The organism is Brevundimonas bullata (genome assembly GCF_003350205.1).
In the GTDB taxonomy this organism is placed as follows: domain Bacteria; phylum Pseudomonadota; class Alphaproteobacteria; order Caulobacterales; family Caulobacteraceae; genus Brevundimonas; species Brevundimonas bullata.
Genome location: NZ_QLLC01000031.1, coordinates 17,974 through 35,904 on the forward strand (window position 1 = coordinate 17,974; position 17,931 = coordinate 35,904).

Annotated in this window: 23 protein-coding genes; 9 read left to right on the forward strand and 14 right to left on the reverse strand. The window is 68.9% G+C overall.

What is annotated here, in order from left to right; translation table 11 throughout:
• Window positions 1-13: 13 nt before the first annotated feature.
• A complete protein-coding gene (locus DXK21_RS13270; RefSeq protein ID WP_114818250.1) occupies window positions 14-2,173 on the forward strand; it encodes a heavy metal translocating P-type ATPase in 2,160 nt (719 codons plus the stop codon).
• Window positions 2,174-2,192: 19 nt separating this feature from the next.
• On the opposite strand, the gene DXK21_RS13275 is transcribed toward DXK21_RS13270, so the two are convergent.
• Window positions 2,193-2,621 (reverse strand): DUF411 domain-containing protein, encoded by a 429-nt coding sequence (locus DXK21_RS13275; RefSeq protein ID WP_114818251.1) that lies wholly within the window; start codon window positions 2,619-2,621, stop codon window positions 2,193-2,195.
• Between the two features lie 948 nt (window positions 2,622-3,569).
• Here DXK21_RS13275 and DXK21_RS13280 point away from each other — a divergent pair.
• The gene (locus DXK21_RS13280; RefSeq protein WP_114818271.1) at window positions 3,570-3,968 is read left to right on the forward strand and encodes a four-helix bundle copper-binding protein; all 399 of its coding nucleotides are present in this window, start codon (window positions 3,570-3,572) and stop codon (window positions 3,966-3,968) included.
• Between the two features lie 40 nt (window positions 3,969-4,008).
• Here DXK21_RS13280 and DXK21_RS13285 read toward each other — a convergent pair whose 3' ends face one another.
• The gene (locus DXK21_RS13285; protein ID WP_040349355.1) at window positions 4,009-4,413 is read right to left on the reverse strand and encodes a MerR family transcriptional regulator; all 405 of its coding nucleotides are present in this window, start codon (window positions 4,411-4,413) and stop codon (window positions 4,009-4,011) included.
• A 62-nt stretch (window positions 4,414-4,475) separates the two neighbouring features.
• Here DXK21_RS13285 and DXK21_RS13290 point away from each other — a divergent pair, with 62 nt between their 5' ends.
• From DXK21_RS13290 to DXK21_RS13300, 3 genes are read left to right on the forward strand one after another with little or no spacing between them, the layout of a single operon-like run.
• Window positions 4,476-4,862, forward strand: a complete 387-nt coding sequence (locus DXK21_RS13290; protein ID WP_114818252.1) for an MFS transporter permease — start codon at window positions 4,476-4,478, stop codon at window positions 4,860-4,862.
• Entirely contained in the window at window positions 4,859-5,077 is a 219-nt protein-coding gene (locus DXK21_RS13295) for a GDCCVxC domain-containing (seleno)protein (protein WP_114818253.1), read from the forward strand. Before DXK21_RS13290 ends, DXK21_RS13295 begins: the two co-directional genes overlap by 4 nt.
• A 35-nt stretch (window positions 5,078-5,112) precedes the next feature.
• Window positions 5,113-5,472: a bleomycin resistance protein gene (locus DXK21_RS13300; RefSeq protein WP_114818272.1), complete on the forward strand. Its 360-nt coding sequence runs from the start codon at window positions 5,113-5,115 to the stop codon at window positions 5,470-5,472.
• A 52-nt stretch (window positions 5,473-5,524) separates the two neighbouring features.
• Here the strand turns inward: DXK21_RS13300 and DXK21_RS13305 are convergent, their stop codons facing one another.
• From DXK21_RS13305 to DXK21_RS13335, 7 genes are all read right to left on the reverse strand, one after another.
• Window positions 5,525-5,749: an ammonium transporter family protein gene (locus DXK21_RS13305; RefSeq protein ID WP_114818254.1), complete on the reverse strand. Its 225-nt coding sequence runs from the start codon at window positions 5,747-5,749 to the stop codon at window positions 5,525-5,527.
• Window positions 5,750-5,759: 10 nt separating this feature from the next.
• The gene (locus tag DXK21_RS13310; RefSeq protein ID WP_114818255.1) at window positions 5,760-6,143 is read right to left on the reverse strand and encodes a copper resistance CopC family protein; all 384 of its coding nucleotides are present in this window, start codon (window positions 6,141-6,143) and stop codon (window positions 5,760-5,762) included.
• A 17-nt stretch (window positions 6,144-6,160) separates the two neighbouring features.
• Complete coding sequence (locus DXK21_RS13315; protein WP_114818256.1) at window positions 6,161-7,357, reverse strand: copper resistance protein B; 1,197 nt, start codon at window positions 7,355-7,357, stop codon at window positions 6,161-6,163.
• Entirely contained in the window at window positions 7,354-9,132 is a 1,779-nt protein-coding gene (locus DXK21_RS13320; protein ID WP_114818257.1) for a copper resistance system multicopper oxidase, read from the reverse strand. Before DXK21_RS13320 ends, DXK21_RS13315 begins: the two co-directional genes overlap by 4 nt.
• A 145-nt stretch (window positions 9,133-9,277) precedes the next feature.
• Window positions 9,278-9,826 carry an RNA polymerase sigma factor gene (locus DXK21_RS13325; RefSeq protein WP_114818258.1) on the reverse strand — a complete coding sequence of 183 codons (549 nt, stop codon included), beginning with the start codon at window positions 9,824-9,826 and terminating at the stop codon, window positions 9,278-9,280.
• Between the two features lie 9 nt (window positions 9,827-9,835).
• Entirely contained in the window at window positions 9,836-10,276 is a 441-nt protein-coding gene (locus DXK21_RS13330) for a Spy/CpxP family protein refolding chaperone (RefSeq protein ID WP_114818259.1), read from the reverse strand.
• Window positions 10,273-10,551, reverse strand: a complete 279-nt coding sequence (locus DXK21_RS13335; RefSeq protein ID WP_114818260.1) for a hypothetical protein — start codon at window positions 10,549-10,551, stop codon at window positions 10,273-10,275. Before DXK21_RS13335 ends, DXK21_RS13330 begins: the two co-directional genes overlap by 4 nt.
• Window positions 10,552-10,828: 277 nt before the next feature.
• Here DXK21_RS13335 and DXK21_RS13340 point away from each other — a divergent pair, with 277 nt between their 5' ends.
• A complete protein-coding gene (locus DXK21_RS13340; RefSeq protein WP_114818261.1) occupies window positions 10,829-11,320 on the forward strand; it encodes a YybH family protein in 492 nt (163 codons plus the stop codon).
• Window positions 11,321-11,332: 12 nt separating this feature from the next.
• Here DXK21_RS13340 and copD read toward each other — a convergent pair whose 3' ends face one another.
• From copD to DXK21_RS13355, 3 genes are all read right to left on the reverse strand, one after another.
• Entirely contained in the window at window positions 11,333-12,247 is a 915-nt protein-coding gene (copD, locus tag DXK21_RS13345) for a copper homeostasis membrane protein CopD (RefSeq protein WP_114818262.1), read from the reverse strand.
• 4 nt (window positions 12,248-12,251) lie between these two features.
• Entirely contained in the window at window positions 12,252-12,614 is a 363-nt protein-coding gene (copC, locus tag DXK21_RS13350; RefSeq protein WP_114818263.1) for a copper homeostasis periplasmic binding protein CopC, read from the reverse strand.
• A 109-nt stretch (window positions 12,615-12,723) separates the two neighbouring features.
• A complete protein-coding gene (locus DXK21_RS13355) occupies window positions 12,724-12,918 on the reverse strand; it encodes a heavy-metal-associated domain-containing protein (protein ID WP_114818264.1) in 195 nt (64 codons plus the stop codon).
• Window positions 12,919-13,166: 248 nt separating this feature from the next.
• Between DXK21_RS13355 and DXK21_RS13360 the strand changes: the two genes are divergently transcribed.
• Window positions 13,167-13,604, forward strand: coding sequence for a DUF4396 domain-containing protein (locus tag DXK21_RS13360; protein ID WP_114818265.1), 438 nt, complete (start codon window positions 13,167-13,169; stop codon window positions 13,602-13,604).
• 17 nt (window positions 13,605-13,621) lie between these two features.
• Here DXK21_RS13360 and DXK21_RS13365 read toward each other — a convergent pair whose 3' ends face one another.
• On the reverse strand, window positions 13,622-14,068 hold the full coding sequence (locus DXK21_RS13365) for a DUF305 domain-containing protein (protein ID WP_114818266.1): 447 nt from the start codon (window positions 14,066-14,068) through the stop codon (window positions 13,622-13,624).
• Window positions 14,069-14,169: 101 nt separating this feature from the next.
• On the reverse strand, window positions 14,170-14,622 hold the full coding sequence (locus DXK21_RS13370) for a DUF305 domain-containing protein (RefSeq protein WP_211306034.1): 453 nt from the start codon (window positions 14,620-14,622) through the stop codon (window positions 14,170-14,172).
• Window positions 14,623-14,746: 124 nt separating this feature from the next.
• On the opposite strand from DXK21_RS13370, the gene DXK21_RS13375 reads away from it, so the two are divergent.
• Both DXK21_RS13375 and cueR read left to right on the forward strand, forming a co-directional pair.
• Window positions 14,747-17,230 (forward strand): heavy metal translocating P-type ATPase, encoded by a 2,484-nt coding sequence (locus DXK21_RS13375; protein WP_114818267.1) that lies wholly within the window; start codon window positions 14,747-14,749, stop codon window positions 17,228-17,230.
• Window positions 17,227-17,682 carry a Cu(I)-responsive transcriptional regulator gene (gene cueR, locus DXK21_RS13380; protein WP_114818268.1) on the forward strand — a complete coding sequence of 152 codons (456 nt, stop codon included), beginning with the start codon at window positions 17,227-17,229 and terminating at the stop codon, window positions 17,680-17,682. Before DXK21_RS13375 ends, cueR begins: the two co-directional genes overlap by 4 nt.
• The last annotated feature ends 249 nt before the right edge of the window (window positions 17,683-17,931 follow it).

Sequence of the window (17,931 nt, forward strand, 5' to 3'; positions counted from 1 at the left end):
ACAAGGAACAGACATGACGGCGCAAACTCTCGAAAGCCGATACCGGGTCACCGGGATGGATTGCGCCAGCTGCGGCCGCAAGATCGACACGGCGATCCGCAGGCTGCCGGGCGTCGAGGACGTCTCGGTGGCGGTGCAGACCGGCGTGCTCAAGATCCGGCATGGCGGAGACCTCGCCGACGAGGCGGTCCTGCAGCAACTGCGCAACCTCGGCTACAGCGGAGAAGCGGCCGCGCCGACGTCCGGAGCCGTCGCTGCGGCGGCGGGCCCACCTCCGGCGGCCGCCCGGGCCGGGGGCGCCCCGTGGTGGTGGACCGGCAAGGCCCGCCTCACCGCGCTCTGCGGCCTGGCGCTGTTGTCCGCCTATGGACTGGGCACGCTGTTCCCCTCCCTGGAACGATACGCCTTCCTCGCCGCCCTGGCCGTGGGGCTCATTCCGATCGCGTCGCGCGCTTTTTCGGCGGCGCGCCACGGCACGCCCTTCTCCATCGAAATGCTGATGACCATCGCCGCCGTCGGCGCCGTCTTCATCGGGGCCGCGGAAGAGGCCGCCGCCGTCGTTTTGCTGTTCCTCGTCGGCGAGATGCTCGAAGGGGTGGCGGCTGGTCGCGCGCGCAAGAGCATCCAGGGGCTCGCCGCCCTCGTGCCCAAGACCGCCTTCGTCGAGGTGGACGGCGTGACCACGGAGGTCGCCGCCGAGACCGTGGCGGTGGGCGCGATCATCCTCGTCCGGCCCGGAGACCGCGTTCCGGCGGACGGCGAGATCATCGAGGGCGCGGGAGACCTCGACGAGGCCCCGGTGACGGGCGAGAGCGTGCCCAAGCGCAAGGTCGAGGGCGATCCTGTGTTCGCCGGCACGATCAACGGCGGCAGCGTCCTGCGAGTGCGCGTGACGGCCTCAGCCTCGGACAACACCATCGCCCGGGTGGTGCGTCTCGTCGAGGAGGCGCAGGAATCGAAATCGCCGACCGAACGGTTCATCGACCGCTTCTCGAAAATCTACACGCCGGGCGTGCTCGTGTTCGCCGCCCTCGTCGCGGTCACGCCGCCGCTGCTGTTCGGCGGGACGTGGAGCGAATGGGTCTACAAGGGCCTCGCCGTGCTGCTGATCGGCTGCCCCTGCGCCCTCGTCATCTCCACGCCGGCCGCCATCGCCGCCGGCCTGTCGGCGGGGGCCCGGCGCGGCCTGCTCATGAAGGGCGGGGCCGTGCTGGAGACGCTGGGCAAGATCACGGCGATCGCCTTCGACAAGACGGGGACCCTGACCGCCGGCAAGCCCGTCGTCACCGACGTCGTCGCCGGAACGCGGGATGCCTCCGCCCTGCTGACCCTAGCGGCCGCGCTGGAAACGGGATCGAGCCATCCGCTCGCCCTCGCCATCCTCGCCCGAGCTGAGGCGGACAAGATCACGGCGCCGCCGGCCTCGGCCACCCAGGCCATTCCGGGGGAGGGCGTGGAAGGCGAGGTCGGCGGCGAACGCATATTCCTCGGCTCGCCGCAGGCCGCGGCCCGACGCGCCCCGATCACGCCGGCCCAGGACGCGGCCATCGCCGCCCTGAACGCCGAGGGCAAGACGGTTTCCGTCCTTGTCGTCGGGGATGGCGTCGCCGGGTTCCTCGCCATGCGCGACGAGGCGCGGCCCGACGCAGTCCAGGGTCTGGCCGACCTGAAGGCGCGGGGCATCCGGACCATCATGCTGACGGGCGACAACCGCCGCACGGCGGAGGCGGTCGCCGCCGGCCTGGGCATCGAGCCCCGGGCCGAACTGCTGCCGCAGGACAAGCTAGTCATCGTCAAGGCGCTGCAGGCCGAGGGGCTGGTGGTCGCCAAGGTCGGGGACGGCATCAACGACGCCCCGGCCCTGGCCCAGGCGGATGTCGGCATCGCCATGGGCGGCGGCACCGACGTGGCCCTGGAGACGGCGGACGCCGCCGTCCTGCACGGCCGGGTCAGGGACATTCCCGACATGATCGCCTTGTCCCGCGGAGTGATGGGCAATATCGGGGAAAACATCACCATCGCCTTGGGCTTGAAGGCGGTGTTCCTGGTCACCACCGTGATCGGGGTGACGGGCCTGTGGCCCGCCATCCTCGCTGACACCGGAGCCACGGTCCTGGTCACCGCCAATGCCATGCGCCTGCTGCGCTGGACGCCGCGTCGTCAACCGTCGTGACTGCCGGCGGTGCGCCTTCTCAGGCCCCGTTGTGGCGACCGAACACGCGGGTCGAACCGTCGTTGAGGATCAGGACGGTCGCATAGGGTTCGCGCCCGGCGGCCTCCATGCCCGGCGAGCCCGCCGGCATGCCGGGCGCGCTTAGTGCGCGGGCGGCGGGGCGTTCGCCGAGCAGCCGCTCGACATCGCTCGACGGAACATGGCCCTCGATGGCGTAGGCGCCGACCACCGCTGTGTGGCACGAGGCGAGGCGGTCCGGAATGCCATGCCGGGCCCGGATCGGGGCGAGATCCTCGCGCTCGACGACCTCGACGACCCAGCCCGCCTGGCGCATGTGGGCGATCCAGCCGCCGCAGCAGCCGCACCATGGCGTCTTGTAGGCGATCATCCGTTTCGGGGGCGCGGCGAGGGCCGGGCCGGGCACGGCGACCAGGGGCAGGCCGAACACGAGGGTCCGGCGGGACAAGCGCGGGCGAGTTTGAACCAAAGTGAGCGCTCCTTGGGAGTCCAAATCCCACCATGGCGGGCGCGGGCCGGTTTGGCGACGGGCGCAGTTGTCGCGCCCTGACCTGACGTCGCCCAGGCGTGGAGCGCCGGCTAAGCCCGCCCATATCGCAGCGGAACCTCTGGTAGAAGGCCCGCACCCGCCCGGGCAGGACACAGCCCCCTGCTCGGCCGGCGCGGCCAAGCGAATCCGTTCGCCTGAGGCGCCCGGGGTCTCGCAACCATGCCTTCGCTGACGTATCGCGACCGTACGAGGCCGGTCACGCAAGCGCTGATCCCCGCGGAATGGTCATGGGCGACGGGATTGAGGAGCCGGCGGAAGCCGGAGGCGAAGCGTCCGCTGCGGCGAACGTGGCGTCGAGAGCTAGCCCGCAGACGCTTGCGGGGCCCCGAAGGCGCCAAAAACTGCATGTGAGCGGCAACGGCCTCCGCCCGGCCGTATAAGGCGCAACACGGCGCGCGCGACCAACAGGCTGACTTTTCGCGCGGGCCCGCTCGCGAAGACGAGCCTTCGGCCCTCGAGGGCAGCGAGGACGAGGCCGGCCCGGCGCGCCCGGGCCGACGCATTACGTCCCTTGGCTCAAGACCAGCGCCTCTCTGTTCCGGAGCCCGCCGACCCCACAATCTCGGTTGCGCCGCCGATTGTAGATGAACTCTCGCGGGCAAGTGCGGAGATCCAAATCGCAAGCGGTTCAGTGATCCGTGGTCGAATGCATGTGAGCTTGAGGTCGCCGGCCGGCCCCTGATGTCTGGTCCACCGCATTTCCACATGATCTCGGCTCGGCGAAGTACGGGTTTGACGAGGTCGGGAGGCGTCGCCGTTCGGAACATCTTCCCGGCGCCGGGGTTGGATCCAGATCACCCGAGGGAGCCTCCGATGCAAATCCAACCAATGATCAGCACCCACCCCGACGTACGCGGCAGCGTGAACGACAGCCTCATTCGCGCGATCGAAGCGGGCTACGGCTGCGCCGCCGTATGCCGCATCTGCGCTGACGCCTGCCTGGTCGAGGAGATGGTCAGGGACCTGACCCAGTGCATCCGGCTCGATCTCGACTGCGCCGATGTCTGTCTGGCTACGGCCGGGCTCGCCGTACGGCGCGCCGGCAGCAACGAGGCCTTGATAAAGCGCATGCTCGAGACCTGCGCCGAGGCTTGCGCCGACTGCGCCATCGAGTGCGAGAAGCACGCCGAGATGCACGAGCATTGCCGTATCTGCGCCGAAGAATGCCGGCGTTGCGAAGATGCTTGCCGCGAGGCGGCCGCGTCGATCAGGCCTTCACGGCACTGAGGCTGACCGCTGTCATCGGCACAGGGTCGTAGCTTCGACGCTAGCTCGAGCCCAGCTCATCAATCACCGGGCACCTAACCCGCCCGCCTTCACTGCAGTCGGCCACAGCCTGCCTCAGCACTTTCCGTAGCCTCTGCAGATCCTCGATCTTGGCGTCCACGCTGGCGATGTGGTCTTGGGCCATGTCGCGGACTTCGCAGCACGCCTGAACGCCCGGCTCGCTCAGCGCGATCAGGCGCCGAATGGCGTCGATGCCGAAGCCCAGTTCGCGCGACCGGCGGATGAAGCGCAGGCGCTGGGCGTGTTCCGGCTCGTAGCTGCGGTGGCCGCCCTCGGTCCGGGCCGGCGCGGGCATCAACCCGATACGTTCGTAGTAGCGCACCGTTTCCAGGTTCACCCCGGCGCTGTCAGCGAGGCGCCCGATCGTCAAACTTCGTGCGGACATGGCTCTTGATCCTGTAGCGGCTACGGGTTGTAGCCTGTAGCAGAAATCGAACGGGAGGTCCCATGGCCATCGATTACGACCGGCCCCGCATGCCCGAGGTCGCCGTCAGCGCCTCGGCCGCCCTCGGCGGTGTCGCCTCGGTGTTCGCCTGGGCCGCGTGCTGTGTGTTGCCTCTGGCTCTGTCCGTGGCTGGCGTATCCTTCGCCGGCGCCGCGGTCATCGCGGGTGCGCGGAACTGGCTGACGCTTCTGGCCGCCGTCATCCTGGCCGCGGGCTGGCTGCTGCATTGGCGTCGCCTGCGGATGTGTCGGAAAGACGGGGCCTGCCGCCACCCTTCGCGGCTCGCCTTCTGGCTGCTGGTGATCGCCAGTCTGCTGATCGTCCTTTCCATGGCCTGGCAGCCGTACATCGAGCCGTGGGTCATGCCGCGACTGGCGGCCATGCGATGACCCCGGCCATCGTTCTGGATTCGACGCTGACCTGCCCGGATTGCGGTCATGTTGCGACGGAGACCATGCCCACCGACGCCTGCATCTGGTTTTACGATTGTCTCGGCTGCGGCATGAAGCTGAAGCCCCTACCCGGCGACTGCTGCGTGTTCTGCTCCTATGCCGACGTGCCGTGTCCGCCGATCCAGGTAGATGGCAAGGGGTGTTGCGGCTAGGCTACGGCGGCATTGCTGCATTCCCGGAGTTCGCCGTGACCGACCACGCCACGCCCAACCTACCGTCGCGGGATTTCGAAGTTACGTCCCAGTTCTACACTCGACTGGGCTTCGACCAAGACTGGCGCGACAAAGGCTGGATGATCCTGAAAAGAGGCGGTTTGACGCCGGAGTTCTTCCCGCATCCGGAGGTGGATCCGCTGACCAGCAACTTCGGCTGCTGCCTGCGGCTGGACGACCTGGACGGGTTTTACGCAGGGTGCGTCGTTTCAGGATTGCCGGAAACCTGCTGGGGCCACCCCCGCCTGCACGCGCCGAAGCTTGAGGAGTCGGGACTGCGGATCGGCGCGCTCATCGACCCGGACGGAAACTTGATCCGCCTGATTCAGAACTGAGGCGTCCGGCGGCTCCCCCACGGGAAACCGCCGGAAACCATCGATGCGACGATCAGTTGTGGTCGGCGTGGCCCTGAGGCGCGGGCGTATCCGACGGCGCCGGGGCGGGCGCCGTCGGCTCGGGCGGGGCGGGCTCGGTCTTCATCTCGTCGCAGCAGCTCATGGCGGCGTCCGCGGCCATGTCCTTGCAGCACTCGCAACCTTCGGCGGCGAGGGCCGCGCCGGCGCTCAGGGTTAGGATCGCGCCGGCGGCGGCCAGCAGGTTGGAAACTTTCATCGTCGTTCTCCTAGTGAACCATAAAGCTGACCGAGCCGGACATCTTGTGGCCGTCCGGGCCCTCGGCGGTCCAGGCGGCAGTGTAGGTTCCTGGGGCCAGACGCGGAAGAGCCACGCCGACGGTCGCGGCGGCGGGCGCTGCGGGGACACCCACTTCGACCGGGGCCTGACCTTCGGCGGTGAGCGTGACCGTCTTGAGGACCATCGCATGCGGGAAGGTGACGCTGAAGCGTTCCGGCGAGCCCTGGGTCATCGCCCCGTCCGCGGGAGCCGTCGTGACTCCCGACTGGGTCGCGGCGGCCTGCGCCGGCATGCTGTGGCCGGCGTGCGGATCCTGGGCGGAGGCGGCGCCGGCGAAAGCCAGGGCCGCCGTGAGGGTGAGAATGCGGATCATGGGGTGGTCTCCTTCGGTTAGAACCAGGCCTTGAGGCCGACGATGAACCGGGTGTCCTCGGCCTCGCCGCCGCGGGCTTCGATGTAGCCGGCTGTGTCTCCGAGCGCGCGGCTCCACTCGACGCCGACATAGGGGGCGAACTCCTTGCGGAACTCGTAGCGCAGTCGCAGGCCCGCCTCGACCGAGGACACGCCCGAGCCGATCTCCAGTTCCGGAATGTCGCTGGCCGAAGCGTCGATTTCGAGGCGCGGCTGAAGGATCAGGCGCTGGGTGATGCGCTGGTCGTATTCGGCCTCGAGGCGGGCGGTGAGGTCGCCTTCGGTCGACAGGAAGGCGGCGGCGTCGACTTCCCACCAGTAGGGCGCCAGTCCCTGAAGGCCGAGCACCAGATGGGTCGTGTCCTCGCCCTCGGGACGGAAGTCCTGCCGCACGCCAGCCTGCACGTCCCAGAACGGGGAGACGGCGCGGCTGTAGAGGGCCTGAACCTCGGCTTCCTCCAGGTCGCCGCCGAAATCGCCTTCGCCCTCAGACTTCCACCAGAACCGGTTGATGTCGCCCCCGCTCCAGCCCTGGACGTCCCAGAGCCAGGACTCCTCATCATCGCCAAGGCCAACCTCGAGACGGTCGATGATGACTGCCGTGGTGCGAACGTCGCCGTTCTCGCGGACCAGGGTCTGGCGCGCGGCGGCCATCGCCTCGGCGCCAAAGACGAGATCGGCGGCGTGGGACGGAGCGCCCAGGGCGGCGGCCGGCAGCGGGTCTTCCGGAGGACGGCCGGGATTGTCTGCGCTGGTCGGCGTATCGGGCGGTCCCATGCTCATCGTCGACATGTCATGTGCGGCGTGGGCATCGGCCGGGGCAGAGGGCATGGCGGACATGTCATGGCCCGCATGCGGATCGGGCTGGGCGGGCGCCGGGGCCGTCATATCGTGGCCCGTATGGGGATCGGCGGCGGCGGGCGGAGCCGGCATCTGGTGGCCCGCGTGGGGATCGGCCGCGGGCGCCGTCTGCGCTGGCGGCATGACGTGGCCGGCGTGCGGATCCTGCTCGGCGGGCCGTGCGGGCGTCTGAGGCGCGGCTGCTGGAGCCGGGGCGGCGCGCGGCGGCGCCGGGGGCGCCGGCATCGTATGGCCCGCGTGGGGATCCTGGGCCTGGGCGCTGAGCGCGCCGGCGGCGAGGATCAGGGGCGCGAGGGCGATGGCGAGGCGGTTCATCGGGCGGCTCCGTCCATGGGCCGCACCGTCACAACGTTGAACATGCCGGCATGCATGTGCATCAGCATATGGCAATGGAAGGCCCAGTCCCCGGGCGCGTCTGCGGTCAGGTCGAAGGTCACCTTGCCGCCCGGCGCGACGTTGACCGTGTGCTTCAGCGGCTGATGCCCGGCGGGGCCGCCGGTCACCAGTTCGAAGAAATGGCCGTGCAGGTGGATGGGGTGCGCCATCATGGTGTCGTTGACCAGCGTCACGCGCACCCGCTCGTTACGCTCGAACCGGATCGGCTCGACCAACTCCGAGAACTTGCGCCCGTCGAAGCCCCACATGAACCGCTCCATATTGCCGGTCAGGTGGATTTCCATCGTTCGTGACGGCGGGCGTTGGTCCTTGTTGGGGGCCAGCGACACCAGGTCGGTGTAGACGAGGACGCGGTGGCCGACGTTTGTGAGCCCGATCGGACGCTCGCCGAGCCGGTTGGCGGGGGCCATGGCGATCGCGTCTACGCCCACGCCGACCGCCATGTCCGGCGGAGCGTTCTCAGGATCGCGCATGTTCATGCCGGCCATGGACATGCCGGCCATGTCGTCGGCCGGAGCCGCGGCCTGGGCGGACGCTCCGTGGTCCATCCCGGCCATGGCGCCGTGATCCATGCCGCCCATGCCCATGTCGCGCATGGTGAGGTTCGGAACCTCGCGCAGCGGCGGAACCTCCGCCGTCATCCCGAGACGCGGGGCCAAGGTCGCCCGCCCCATGCCCGAGCGGTCGATCGCCTCCGAAACGATAGTGTAGGCGCGGTCCTCGGTCGGCGTGACGATCACGTCATAGGTCTCGGCGACCGAGATCTGGAACTCATCGGTCTCGACCGGGCGCACGTTCTCGCCGTCGGCCTGGACCACCGTCATGGGCAGGCCGGGGATGCGGATGTTGAAGATCGACATGGCGGAGGCGTTGATGATCCGAAGGCGCACCCGCTCGCCGGGCCGGAACAGGCCGGTCCAGTTCTCCTGCGGTCCGTGGCCATTGATCAGATAGGTGTAGGTCGAACCGTTGACGTCGAGGATGTCGCGCGGGTCCATCCGCATCTGGCCCCACATGCGCCGCTCCTCCAGGCTCATGCGGTCGCTGCCGTCCATGAGGCCCGCGAGGGTGGTGCGTTGCTGGTTGAAGTAGCCGGGGCTCTTCTTCAGCTTGGCCAGAATTTCGTGCGGATGCATGAAGCTCCAGTCCGAAAGGACCAGCACATGCTCGCGGTCGTAGGCGACCGGATCGGCGCCCGCGGGATCGATGACAATCGGGCCGTAGTGCCCCATCGCCTCCTGCAGGTTGGAGTGGCTGTGATACCAGAAGGTGCCCGACTGCCTGATCGGGAACTCATAGACGAAGGTCTCGCGCGCCTTGATGCCGGGGAAGCTGATGCCCGGCACGCCATCCATCTGGAACGGGACCAGCAGGCCATGCCAGTGGATCGAGGTGTCCTCGTCCAGAGTATTGGCGACCGAAAGTCGGACGTTCTGGCCTTCGCGCAGGCGCAGCAACGGCGCTGGCAGAACGCCGTTGATCGTCACGGCGTGGCCCGTGCGCCCCCCGACCGTGAAGGGCGAGTGACCCACCGTCAGATCGATATTCGGGCCCGTTAGCGTCGGCAGGTCGGCCCGCAGACCCTGCGACCCCGTCTGCGCCCAGGCGGGGAGCAGGCTTTGCAGCCCCAGCAAGCCGCCGCCGACGGCGGCGCCACGGAGAAGCGTTCGGCGATCGAGGCGGGGCGTGGACATCAGCGAGAAGTTCCCTGGCCGGCTATTGAGCCGTTCGTTCAGATACGCATCCCGAGGGCGAACCCCTTGCGTCAGGGCGCCGCAGCGGTCGGAATCGCAGCCTTGTGCACCTTCCCATCATGGCAAGGTCAAGGGCGCCCGTCGTTCAGGCCAGGATTTCCGCCAGCTTCCTGCGGGCGCGGGCGATGCGGGTTTCCACAGCCTTGGGCGTCAGGCTCAGGATGGCGGCGATCTCGGCATGGGATCGTCCTTCCAGCGCGGCCAGCAGGAGCGGCGCCTTCAGGGCGTCCGGCAGATCGGACAGGGCGCGTTGCAGCGCCTCGGCCCTGCGCCGGTCGTCCAGCCGGACCTCCGGCGGGGGCGCGTCGTCGCCGATCGCCGTCGCTTCGGGCGCGTCGAGCCCCATGACCCCGCGCACGACGCGGCGCACCGCCCGTCGCCGGCTCCAGTCGCGACATTTGTTCAGGGCTATGGAGCGCAGCCAGATATCGAACGGCCGCGCCGGATCGTAGCGCCGGATCGCCAGCCAGGCTGACGAATAGGCTTCCTGCAGCACGTCGTGCGCCTCGGCCTCGTCGCCGACGTAACGGCGCACGAACCGGTAGAGGTCGGCCTTGGTGGCGGTCATCAGGGCGGTGAAGGCGACCCGATCTTCGCCCGCCGCGCGGACCTCTATGCTGTCGTCGGCCCCCACGCGCCGCGCTTAGCCGGCGTCGTCGCGAAGGCCGTCGATGACCGCCTCGTCGAACACCTCGGCCTGGGCCGGGGTCAACACGGACCGCATCTCGAAGACATGGGCGATCGTCGCCTTCTGGAGATCGCCCATGGCGGCGTGGAAATGGTCCACCGCGGCCTGGACCTGGGGCGTGTCGCCGTCGCTGGCGGCGATGGCGGCGGCCAGCTCGCGGTTTGCGGCGCGGACCTCGGCCTCCAAGGCCGGCCGGCGCGCGGCGAACCGGGCTTCGATGACGTCGAGCCGCCGATCCTGCTCGGCGCTCAAGTCGAGCTGTTCATGGACGACGCTGTGCAGGCTGGGCGGCTGCCGCTCCCTCATGAACCAGGTCGCGCTCGCCCAGGTCGCGGCGCCGCTGGCCAGCGCGGCCAGGACCGCGGTGAGGGCGATCGATTTCCAGTTCGTCCTCATCCCCGCACATCCAGGCTGGCGAGCGGCGACAAGCCAGCCGAAACGGTGAAGATCCGCATCTCGGAGGGCTCCGGCCGCGGCGCCATGAGCATCAGGCCTCCGTTGGCGACGCCGATCACAAGCGCCAGCGCCACGGCGGCGAACCGAACCTGCCCCACGCGCGCCCGCTCGTGGCGCGCGCTGATCCGCGACCAGACGGCGGCCTCCAGGCCGCCCAGGCGTGCGTCGTCTGCCGGCGCGGCCGTGCGCATGAGCCTTTCCATGTCGTCAGTCATCGCGCACCTGCATCACGCCCCCTCTGCCATACGCGCCGCCCTCCCCATCCCCTCACGAGGAGACAGGCCGTCTCCCGCGTAGATACCAGAGAACGACCGGGAAGAGCTTGGCGTCCGGGTAGCAGATACGAGCGCAGATCCGGCTGCGGCGGGGTTTGCTGTTTCCCACCTGCCGGTGCTGGTCTCCAATCGGCGACCGCGTATTTTTGACCCGACCGGCCGACCTCACACTGACCACGCTTCGTACATGCCGTCATAAACTCATCCGGAACCTGCCATGTCCCGCACCTCTCTCGCCTTCGCCCTGTCTTTCGCCGTGCTTTCGGCGACGCCCGCCTGGGCCCAGGATCACGCGCACGGCCACACGCCGACCGCAGGTTCGGTCGCCGCCGAGGTAGCGCCCGCCGCTACGGCCGTCGACGCCTTCCACGCGGCGCTGAAGGCCGGCGACACCGCCGCCGCGCTCGCCTTGCTGGCGCCGGACGTGATGATCTTCGAGGAGGGCGGCGCGGAACGCTCGCGCGAGGAATATGCGTCCCATCACCTCGGTTCGGACGCCGCCTTCGCCGCCGCGTCCGAAGCGACGGTGGCGCGCAGGTCGGGGTGGGCCGACGGCGATGTCGCCTGGATCACCAGCGAAGGCCGCACCACGGGCCAGTTCAACCACCGGGCCGTGGACCGGCTGACGACCGAGACCATGGTGCTCAAGCGGCACGCGGACGGCTGGCGCATTCATCACATCCACTGGTCGTCGCGCGCGCCCCGCTAGAGGTTCGCCGCATCACATCGCCGACGGCGGCGCGAGCGTGCCCATCATCGCGACCAGCGCCAGCAGCACGGCTCCGACCAGCGTCTCCGCGACGACGCTGCGTCGGAGCCGTTGCAGCGCCTGTCGAGGATCCTCGCCGCGCGCCAGAACCGAGCCCAGCCCGGGCGTTAGGCGAAAGCGGTTTCCCGCCGCCAGGGCGAGCATCAGCGCGAACAGGGCGAGCTTGGCGATCAGGAGCTGACCGTAGAGGCTGGCGCCCAGGCCCGCGATGCGGTCGGGTCCGATCAGGAACCAGCTGTTCACGAGACCGGTGAGGACAAGCAGCCCGACGGCGACCGTCCCCAGGCCGGCGAAGCCGTGCAGCGCGCGATGAAGGGCGAGGTCGTCCGGCCCGGCCCGGCGCATCAGCAGGATCGTCAGGGCGGCCAGGGCCCCCAGCCACAAGGCCGCGGCGATGGCGTGGACGATGTCCGCGACGAGATGGACAGGGCCCCCGGACCCTTCCGTCGCCGCGCCATGGCCCGTCCAGGCGAAACTGGCCGCGACGACCAGTCCGGCCGCTGCCGTCAGGCCCCAGAGCGCCCCACCTCGTTTTATGAGGGTGATCGCGAGGAGGCCGAGGAAGGCGGTCGCGGCCCGGACGACCATGGCTATGCCCAGAGCCGTGCCGGTCACCATGAAGGACAGCGACGCGGGTTGGAGGGCTTCGCTGAGCGAGCCGGCCATGACCGCGGTCTGGGCCACCAGGGCGGCGAGCGCGCCGAGCGCGACGAAGGCGGCCGCGACAATCAGCGTGGGTCGCGCCCAGCCGAGGTCCGGACCGTCCGTCTTCCGAAAGCTGTGAAGGACGAACAAGGGCGCGCCGAGAAGGACGACGGCGCCGCTGTACTGAAGCCAGCGCAGCGCGACGACGGCGATCTCCAGCACGGCGTCAGCGCACCGTGAAGGTGTAGGAACCCGTCATGCGGTGGCCATCGCTCGACGCGATGCGCCAGTCGACCCGGTAGGCGCCGGCCGCCAGCGGCCGGGCCAGAACGCCCGTCAGGGTCTTGCCGTCCTCGGCGACCGCCGTGCGGATCGCGACCTTCTCCCCCGCCGCATTGACGACGTCAAATCCGGAGAAGGCGGGAACGGTCCGCTCGCTGAACGTCAGGCTGAAAGTTCGTGGCGCGGCCACGGTGGCGTTCGGCGCGGGCGTCGCGCTCACCAGGCGGGCGTGAGCCGCCGCCGGACCGGCGGCGAAGGCCACGGCCGCCGCGACTGCGATGAAGGGCGCGGTGTTAAAATGACGCATCCTCGGCTCCCGTCGTTTGGCCGTTGCCGGCCTTCTGTTTCTCTACGCGCCGCACCGGCGCGTCCCTCATGAAGACGACCGCGGCCGGTCCGGGACCGGCCGACACAGCTCAGGCGACGCCGTAGCCGGCTCGCTCGATCGCGGCCCGGACCTCGGCCTCGTCGGCGCCCTCGACCCGCAACGTCCCCGTGGCGATCTCGATCTCCACCCGCGCGGTGGGCGCGACCTCCAGCACGGCGGCCTTCACGGTCGCGGCGCACCCGCCGCAGGTCATGCGTTCAACGTTCAACTTGATTATCGTCATCTCCTTTGTCGATCGACGATGAGGCAGGTGGGGTTTCCCAGCGTGGGAAGGTCAAGGGGGCGCTGGCTAACGATCTGAACCCGCCGGAACACAGCGATCCATGACGGCTTGACCTTACCAGCATTGGAAGGTGCAGCAGGAGCATCGAGGAGAACATCATGACCCAATCCCCCGATCCGCATGCCCACCACGCCGCCGAAGCGCACGTCCATGAGCCCCCAGCGGCAAAGTAGGCGCACTCCCGCGGCGTGTCGTTGAACCGGCTGGCCTTCACCGCGACACTGCACTGCCTGTCTGGCTGCGCCGTCGGGGAAGTGCTGGGCATGGTCATCGGGACAGCGCTCGGGTGGACCGCCCTGTCGACGATCGCCCTGGCTGTCGGCCTGGCCTTCGTCTTCGGCTACGCCTTCACCATGGTCCCGCTATTGCGGGCCGGCCTGGCGTTCGGAGCGGTGCTGAAGCTGCCGCTGGCGGCCGACACGGCCTCGATCGCGATCATGGAGATCGTCGTCAACGCCCTCATGCTGGTCATCCCGGGCGCGATGGACGCCCACCTGACCTCGCCGCTGTTCTGGGGAAGCTTGGCGGCGGCGCTCGTGATCGCCGGCGCCGTCGCCTTCCCCGTCAATCGATGGCTGATCGCGCGGGGAAGGGGACCTGCCGTCGTCCACGGCCATCATCACTGAAGGCCTCCAGCCACGCCTCAGAGCCGGTCGAGGATGGCCTGCATCTGGCTGATCTCGCGCTCCTGGGCGTCCACGATCTCGTCGCAGAGGGCAATGAGCTCGGGATCGGTTAGCTTCGCCTTGCCGCACATCAGGATCGCTCCCGAGTGGTGTGGGATCATGCCGCGGATCAGCTCCCTGTCGCCGATCGCCGCTTGGCTGCGCATGCCGTAGAAGCTGCCGGCGAAGATGACGACGGCTCCGATGGCGATGGCCAGGTTGGCGCGTTTGTTCTCATACATCGAACGCATCAGCACCAGCATGAGTAGGGCCATCGGCGTGACCATCATCAGCGTCATGTAGACGTTGTTCAGGTTGAAGTAGAAGTGATCGAGCGTGGCGATCATCGTGTACATCACCAGGTACATGACGATGAAGTGAAGGATCAGCTCGATCGCCAGGTTGCGATAGCTCTTGCCGTGCATGGGGCCCTCCAGCAGCGAGACTGACGCCGACCCGTCGGCGCCTGCTCAAAGAGATACGCGCGGGAAGGTCCGTTCCCGCGCGCCTTCGAAACGGACGATGATCAGCCGGCTGGCTGGGCCGCTCCTGGCGCCGGCGCGGCGGAGCCCGCGCGGTGCCTAGTCACCCACTGCTCCAGTTCGGTGATCTCCTGGCGCTGCATGGTCATGGTTTTCTCCGCCATCTGACGGAGTTCCGGGTCAGGGTTCTGCTGCATCAGGACCTCGGACATCGCGATCGCGCCGCGATGGTGTTCGATCATCTTCAGCGCGAAGGTCTCCTGCGGATCCGCTCCATGCGCCTGCATCATGGCCTGATGCATCTGCTGCTCGGATGCGGTGTAGGGGGTCTGGGGGCCGGCCATCGCCTCGGCGCCCATGCCGCCGGCGTTCGGCGTCGCTCCGGCGGTTTCGGTCGGAGCGGCCGGCGCGGTTTCGGTATTCTCGGCCGGGGTGCAGGCCATCAGCAGGCCGGAGAGGGCGACGCCCGCGAGAGCCGCCTTGAGTTTGATCGACATCGTGGTTTCTCCAGAGGTGAAGCCAAACGAACCATCTGACCGGCGCGCCGTTCCAAAAACCCCCTTGACCTTCCCATGATTGGAACCTTCATCAACGGCGGGACTTCCATTTGGAGACCGCCTGATGACCCCCGCAACGCTGCGAACCCTCGATATTCCCGTGCTCGGCATGACCTGCGCCAGCTGCGTCGGGCGGGTCGAGAAGGCCATTCGCGCCGCTCCAGGCGTGAAGAGCGCCACGGTGAACCTCGCCGCAGAACGCGCCCGGGTGGAGATCGACGATGTGGGCTCCGCGGCGTCGGTGACCCAGGCCATCCGCTCCGCCGGCTATGAGCCGATCGAGCGCACCGTCGAACTCAAGATCAGCGGCATGACCTGCGCGAGTTGCGTCGGCCGCGTCGAGCGGGCGCTGAAGGCGGCGCCGGGCGTTGTTGACGCCAGCGTGAACCTGGCGACGGAGCGCGCCACCGTGCGGGTGCTGGAAGGCGCCGCCGACGCGCGCGCGCTGACGGAAGCCGTGGCGAAGGCGGGCTATGCCGCCGAGGCCGCCTCCGCACCGGACGCCACCAGCGAGGATCGCGAGCAAGCCTCCCGCGCGGCGGAGATCCGCAGCCTGGGACGCGCCGTCGCCGTCGCCGGCGCCGCGACGCTCCCCCTGTTTCTCATAGAGATGGCGCTCCACTTCGTTCCCGGCTCTCACGACTGGCTGATGGGGACTATCGGCATGGCGCCGTGGCGGATCCTCAGCTTTCTGCTGGCGACGTTCGTGCTGTTCGTTCCGGGCCTGCGCTTCTACCGCAAGGGCGTGCCGAACCTCTTCCGGCTGAAGCCGGACATGAACTCCCTGGTCGTCCTCGGCGCGACCGCGGCATGGGCCTTCTCCACCGTCGCCACCTTCGCACCCGAGGGGCTGCCGGCCGGAACCGCCAACGTCTATTTCGAGGCGGCGGCGGTGATCGTCACCCTGATCCTGGTCGGGCGCTGGTTCGAGGCCCGCGCCAAGGGCCAGACCAGCCAGGCCATTCGCCGCCTGATGACCCTCCAGGCCAAGACCGCCCGCGTGGAGCGGAACGGAGCGGAGACCGAACTTCCGATAGATCAGGTCGCGCCCGGCGACGTCATCGTCGTCCGCCCCGGCGAGCGGGTGCCGGTCGACGGGTCGGTCCTGTCCGGCAATTCGTTCGTCGACGAGTCCATGCTGACCGGCGAGCCCGTTCCCGTCGAGAAGGGGGAGGGGGCCAAGGTCGTCGGTGGCACGATCAATACGACCGGCGCCTTCCGCTTTCGCGCCCAAAAGGTCGGCGCCGACACGGTGCTGGCCCAGATCGTGCGCATGGTCGAGGCCGCCCAGGGCGCCAAACTGCCGATCCAGGCTCTGGTCGACAGGGTAACGGGCTGGTTCGTTCCCGCCGTCATCGGCATCGCCGTCCTGACCTTCGGCGTCTGGCTCGCGTTCGGCCCGCAGCCGGCGCTGGGCTTCGCCCTCGTCAACGCCGTCGCGGTGCTGATCATCGCCTGCCCGTGCGCCATGGGACTGGCGACCCCGACCTCGATCATGGTCGGGACGGGGCGGGCGGCCGAGCTCGGCATCCTGTTCCGCAAGGGCGAAGCGCTCCAGGCGCTTCAGGGCGTCGAGGTCGTCGCCTTCGACAAGACCGGCACCCTGACGGAGGGCCGGCCCGAACTGACCGACCTTACCGTCGCCGAAGGCTTCGCCGAGGACGAGGTGCTGGGGCTGGTCGCCGCCCTGGAGACGCGTTCCGAACACCCGATCGCCCGCGCCCTCGTTCAGGCCGCCGAAACGCGGGGCCTGCCTGTTCTCCAACCCGAGGCCTTCTCATCACGTCCCGGCTACGGCGCCGAGGGCAAGGTCGCCGGCCGATCGGTCCAGGTCGGTGCCGACCGCCTGATGCAGGGTCTCGGCCACGATCTGTCCGCCTTCACCGATCAGGCCCAGCGGCTGGGGGAAGAGGGGAAGAGCCCGCTCTACGCGGCGATCGACGGTCGCTTGGCCGCCATTATCGCGGTCGCCGATCCGATCAAGCCGACGACGCCGGCCGCCATCGCCGCAATCCACGCGCTTGGCCTCAGGGTCGCGATGATCACCGGCGACAACCGCCGAACGGCCGAAGCCGTGGCCCGTCGGCTGGGCATCGACGAGGTGCGCGCCGAGGTCCTGCCGGACGGCAAGGTCGAGGTTGTGCGCGCCCTCCAGGCCGGCGGGCGGCGTGTGGCCTTCGTCGGCGACGGCGTCAACGACGCTCCCGCGCTCGCGGGAGCCGATGTCGGGCTGGCGGTCGGCGGCGGGACGGATGTCGCCATTGAGAGCGCGGACGTGGTCCTGACCGGGGGCGATCTGCGCGGCGCTGTGAACGCCATCGCCCTCTCGCGAGCCACGATGCGCAACATTCGCCAGAACCTGGTCTGGGCCTTTGGCTATAACGTCGTCCTGATCCCGGTGGCCGCGGGCCTGCTGTTCCCGGTGTTCGGCTGGCTTCTGTCGCCGATGCTGGCCGCCGGCGCCATGGCGCTGTCCAGCGTCAGCGTGCTCACCAACGCGCTTCGCCTGCGGGGCTTCAAAACCCGCTTCGAGGGAGATCTTGCATGAACATCGGCCAAGCATCGCGGGCGACCGGCGTCTCGACCAAGATGATCCGCTACTACGAGTCCGTCGGACTGATCCGGCCGGCGGACCGGACGGACAGCAACTACCGCGACTTCGGCGATCGCGACATCAACGAACTGCAATTCATTCGCCGGGCCCGCAACCTGGGCTTCTCCGTCGGCGAGATCGGCCAGTTGCTTGCGCTTTGGAGAGACCGGGGACGGCCCAGCCGGGAGGTGAAGGCCGTGGCCGAAAAGCACGTTGCGGATCTGGACGCCAGGATCGCGGAGATGAAGTCGATGGCAGACACGCTTCGTCATCTTGCCCACTGTTGCGCCGGGGACGAGCGCCCCGACTGTCCGATCCTCTCGGACCTTTCGGGAACCGGGACCCCGGGCCGCCAGGGCGCCGACACGAACCTTCGTCCGAGAACAACTGCCGCAATAGACCGGTGAGGCTTGGCAAAGTCGGCGGCGGTCAGGCTGTCTTCAGAAAACCGTAGACCAGCCGACGTTGTAGCTTTGCGCGAGAGATCAACAGCGTGCGCCCATGATACCTTGATACGCCGGAGTTGGATGCTTTCACGAAAAGACGTTAGATACCTAAGCGAGTCGCAATTTCTCGGCAGGACATCGAGTATCGATATGGGATGTCTAGGCTCAGGACTCATAGCCAAAAGAGCACTGTAGCGGCGAGGGCTATGG

What these genes read in the sequence shown, in the direction of transcription:
- DXK21_RS13340 (WP_114818261.1), top strand. Translation starts at nt 10,829, where the DNA reads ATGTCCCGCACCTCTCTCGCCTTCGCCCTGTCTTTCGCCGTGCTTTCG.
- DXK21_RS13310 (WP_114818255.1), bottom strand. Translation starts at nt 6,143, where the DNA reads ATGATCCGCATTCTCACCCTCACGGCGGCCCTGGCTTTCGCCGGCGCC.
- DXK21_RS13355 (WP_114818264.1), bottom strand. Translation starts at nt 12,918, where the DNA reads ATGACGATAATCAAGTTGAACGTTGAACGCATGACCTGCGGCGGGTGC.
- DXK21_RS13365 (WP_114818266.1), bottom strand. Translation starts at nt 14,068, where the DNA reads ATGCACGGCAAGAGCTATCGCAACCTGGCGATCGAGCTGATCCTTCAC.
- DXK21_RS13315 (WP_114818256.1), bottom strand. Translation starts at nt 7,357, where the DNA reads ATGAACCGCCTCGCCATCGCCCTCGCGCCCCTGATCCTCGCCGCCGGC.
- DXK21_RS13305 (WP_114818254.1), bottom strand. Translation starts at nt 5,749, where the DNA reads ATGAAAGTTTCCAACCTGCTGGCCGCCGCCGGCGCGATCCTAACCCTG.
- DXK21_RS13290 (WP_114818252.1), top strand. Translation starts at nt 4,476, where the DNA reads ATGGCCATCGATTACGACCGGCCCCGCATGCCCGAGGTCGCCGTCAGC.
- DXK21_RS13285 (WP_040349355.1), bottom strand. Translation starts at nt 4,413, where the DNA reads ATGTCCGCACGAAGTTTGACGATCGGGCGCCTCGCTGACAGCGCCGGG.
- DXK21_RS13330 (WP_114818259.1), bottom strand. Translation starts at nt 10,276, where the DNA reads ATGAGGACGAACTGGAAATCGATCGCCCTCACCGCGGTCCTGGCCGCG.
- DXK21_RS13280 (WP_114818271.1), top strand. Translation starts at nt 3,570, where the DNA reads ATGATCAGCACCCACCCCGACGTACGCGGCAGCGTGAACGACAGCCTC.
- DXK21_RS13335 (WP_114818260.1), bottom strand. Translation starts at nt 10,551, where the DNA reads ATGACTGACGACATGGAAAGGCTCATGCGCACGGCCGCGCCGGCAGAC.
- DXK21_RS13375 (WP_114818267.1), top strand. Translation starts at nt 14,747, where the DNA reads ATGACCCCCGCAACGCTGCGAACCCTCGATATTCCCGTGCTCGGCATG.
- DXK21_RS13320 (WP_114818257.1), bottom strand. Translation starts at nt 9,132, where the DNA reads ATGTCCACGCCCCGCCTCGATCGCCGAACGCTTCTCCGTGGCGCCGCC.
- DXK21_RS13295 (WP_114818253.1), top strand. Translation starts at nt 4,859, where the DNA reads ATGACCCCGGCCATCGTTCTGGATTCGACGCTGACCTGCCCGGATTGC.
- DXK21_RS13370 (WP_211306034.1), bottom strand. Translation starts at nt 14,622, where the DNA reads ATGTCGATCAAACTCAAGGCGGCTCTCGCGGGCGTCGCCCTCTCCGGC.
- cueR (WP_114818268.1), top strand. Translation starts at nt 17,227, where the DNA reads ATGAACATCGGCCAAGCATCGCGGGCGACCGGCGTCTCGACCAAGATG.
- DXK21_RS13270 (WP_114818250.1), top strand. Translation starts at nt 14, where the DNA reads ATGACGGCGCAAACTCTCGAAAGCCGATACCGGGTCACCGGGATGGAT.
- copC (WP_114818263.1), bottom strand. Translation starts at nt 12,614, where the DNA reads ATGCGTCATTTTAACACCGCGCCCTTCATCGCAGTCGCGGCGGCCGTG.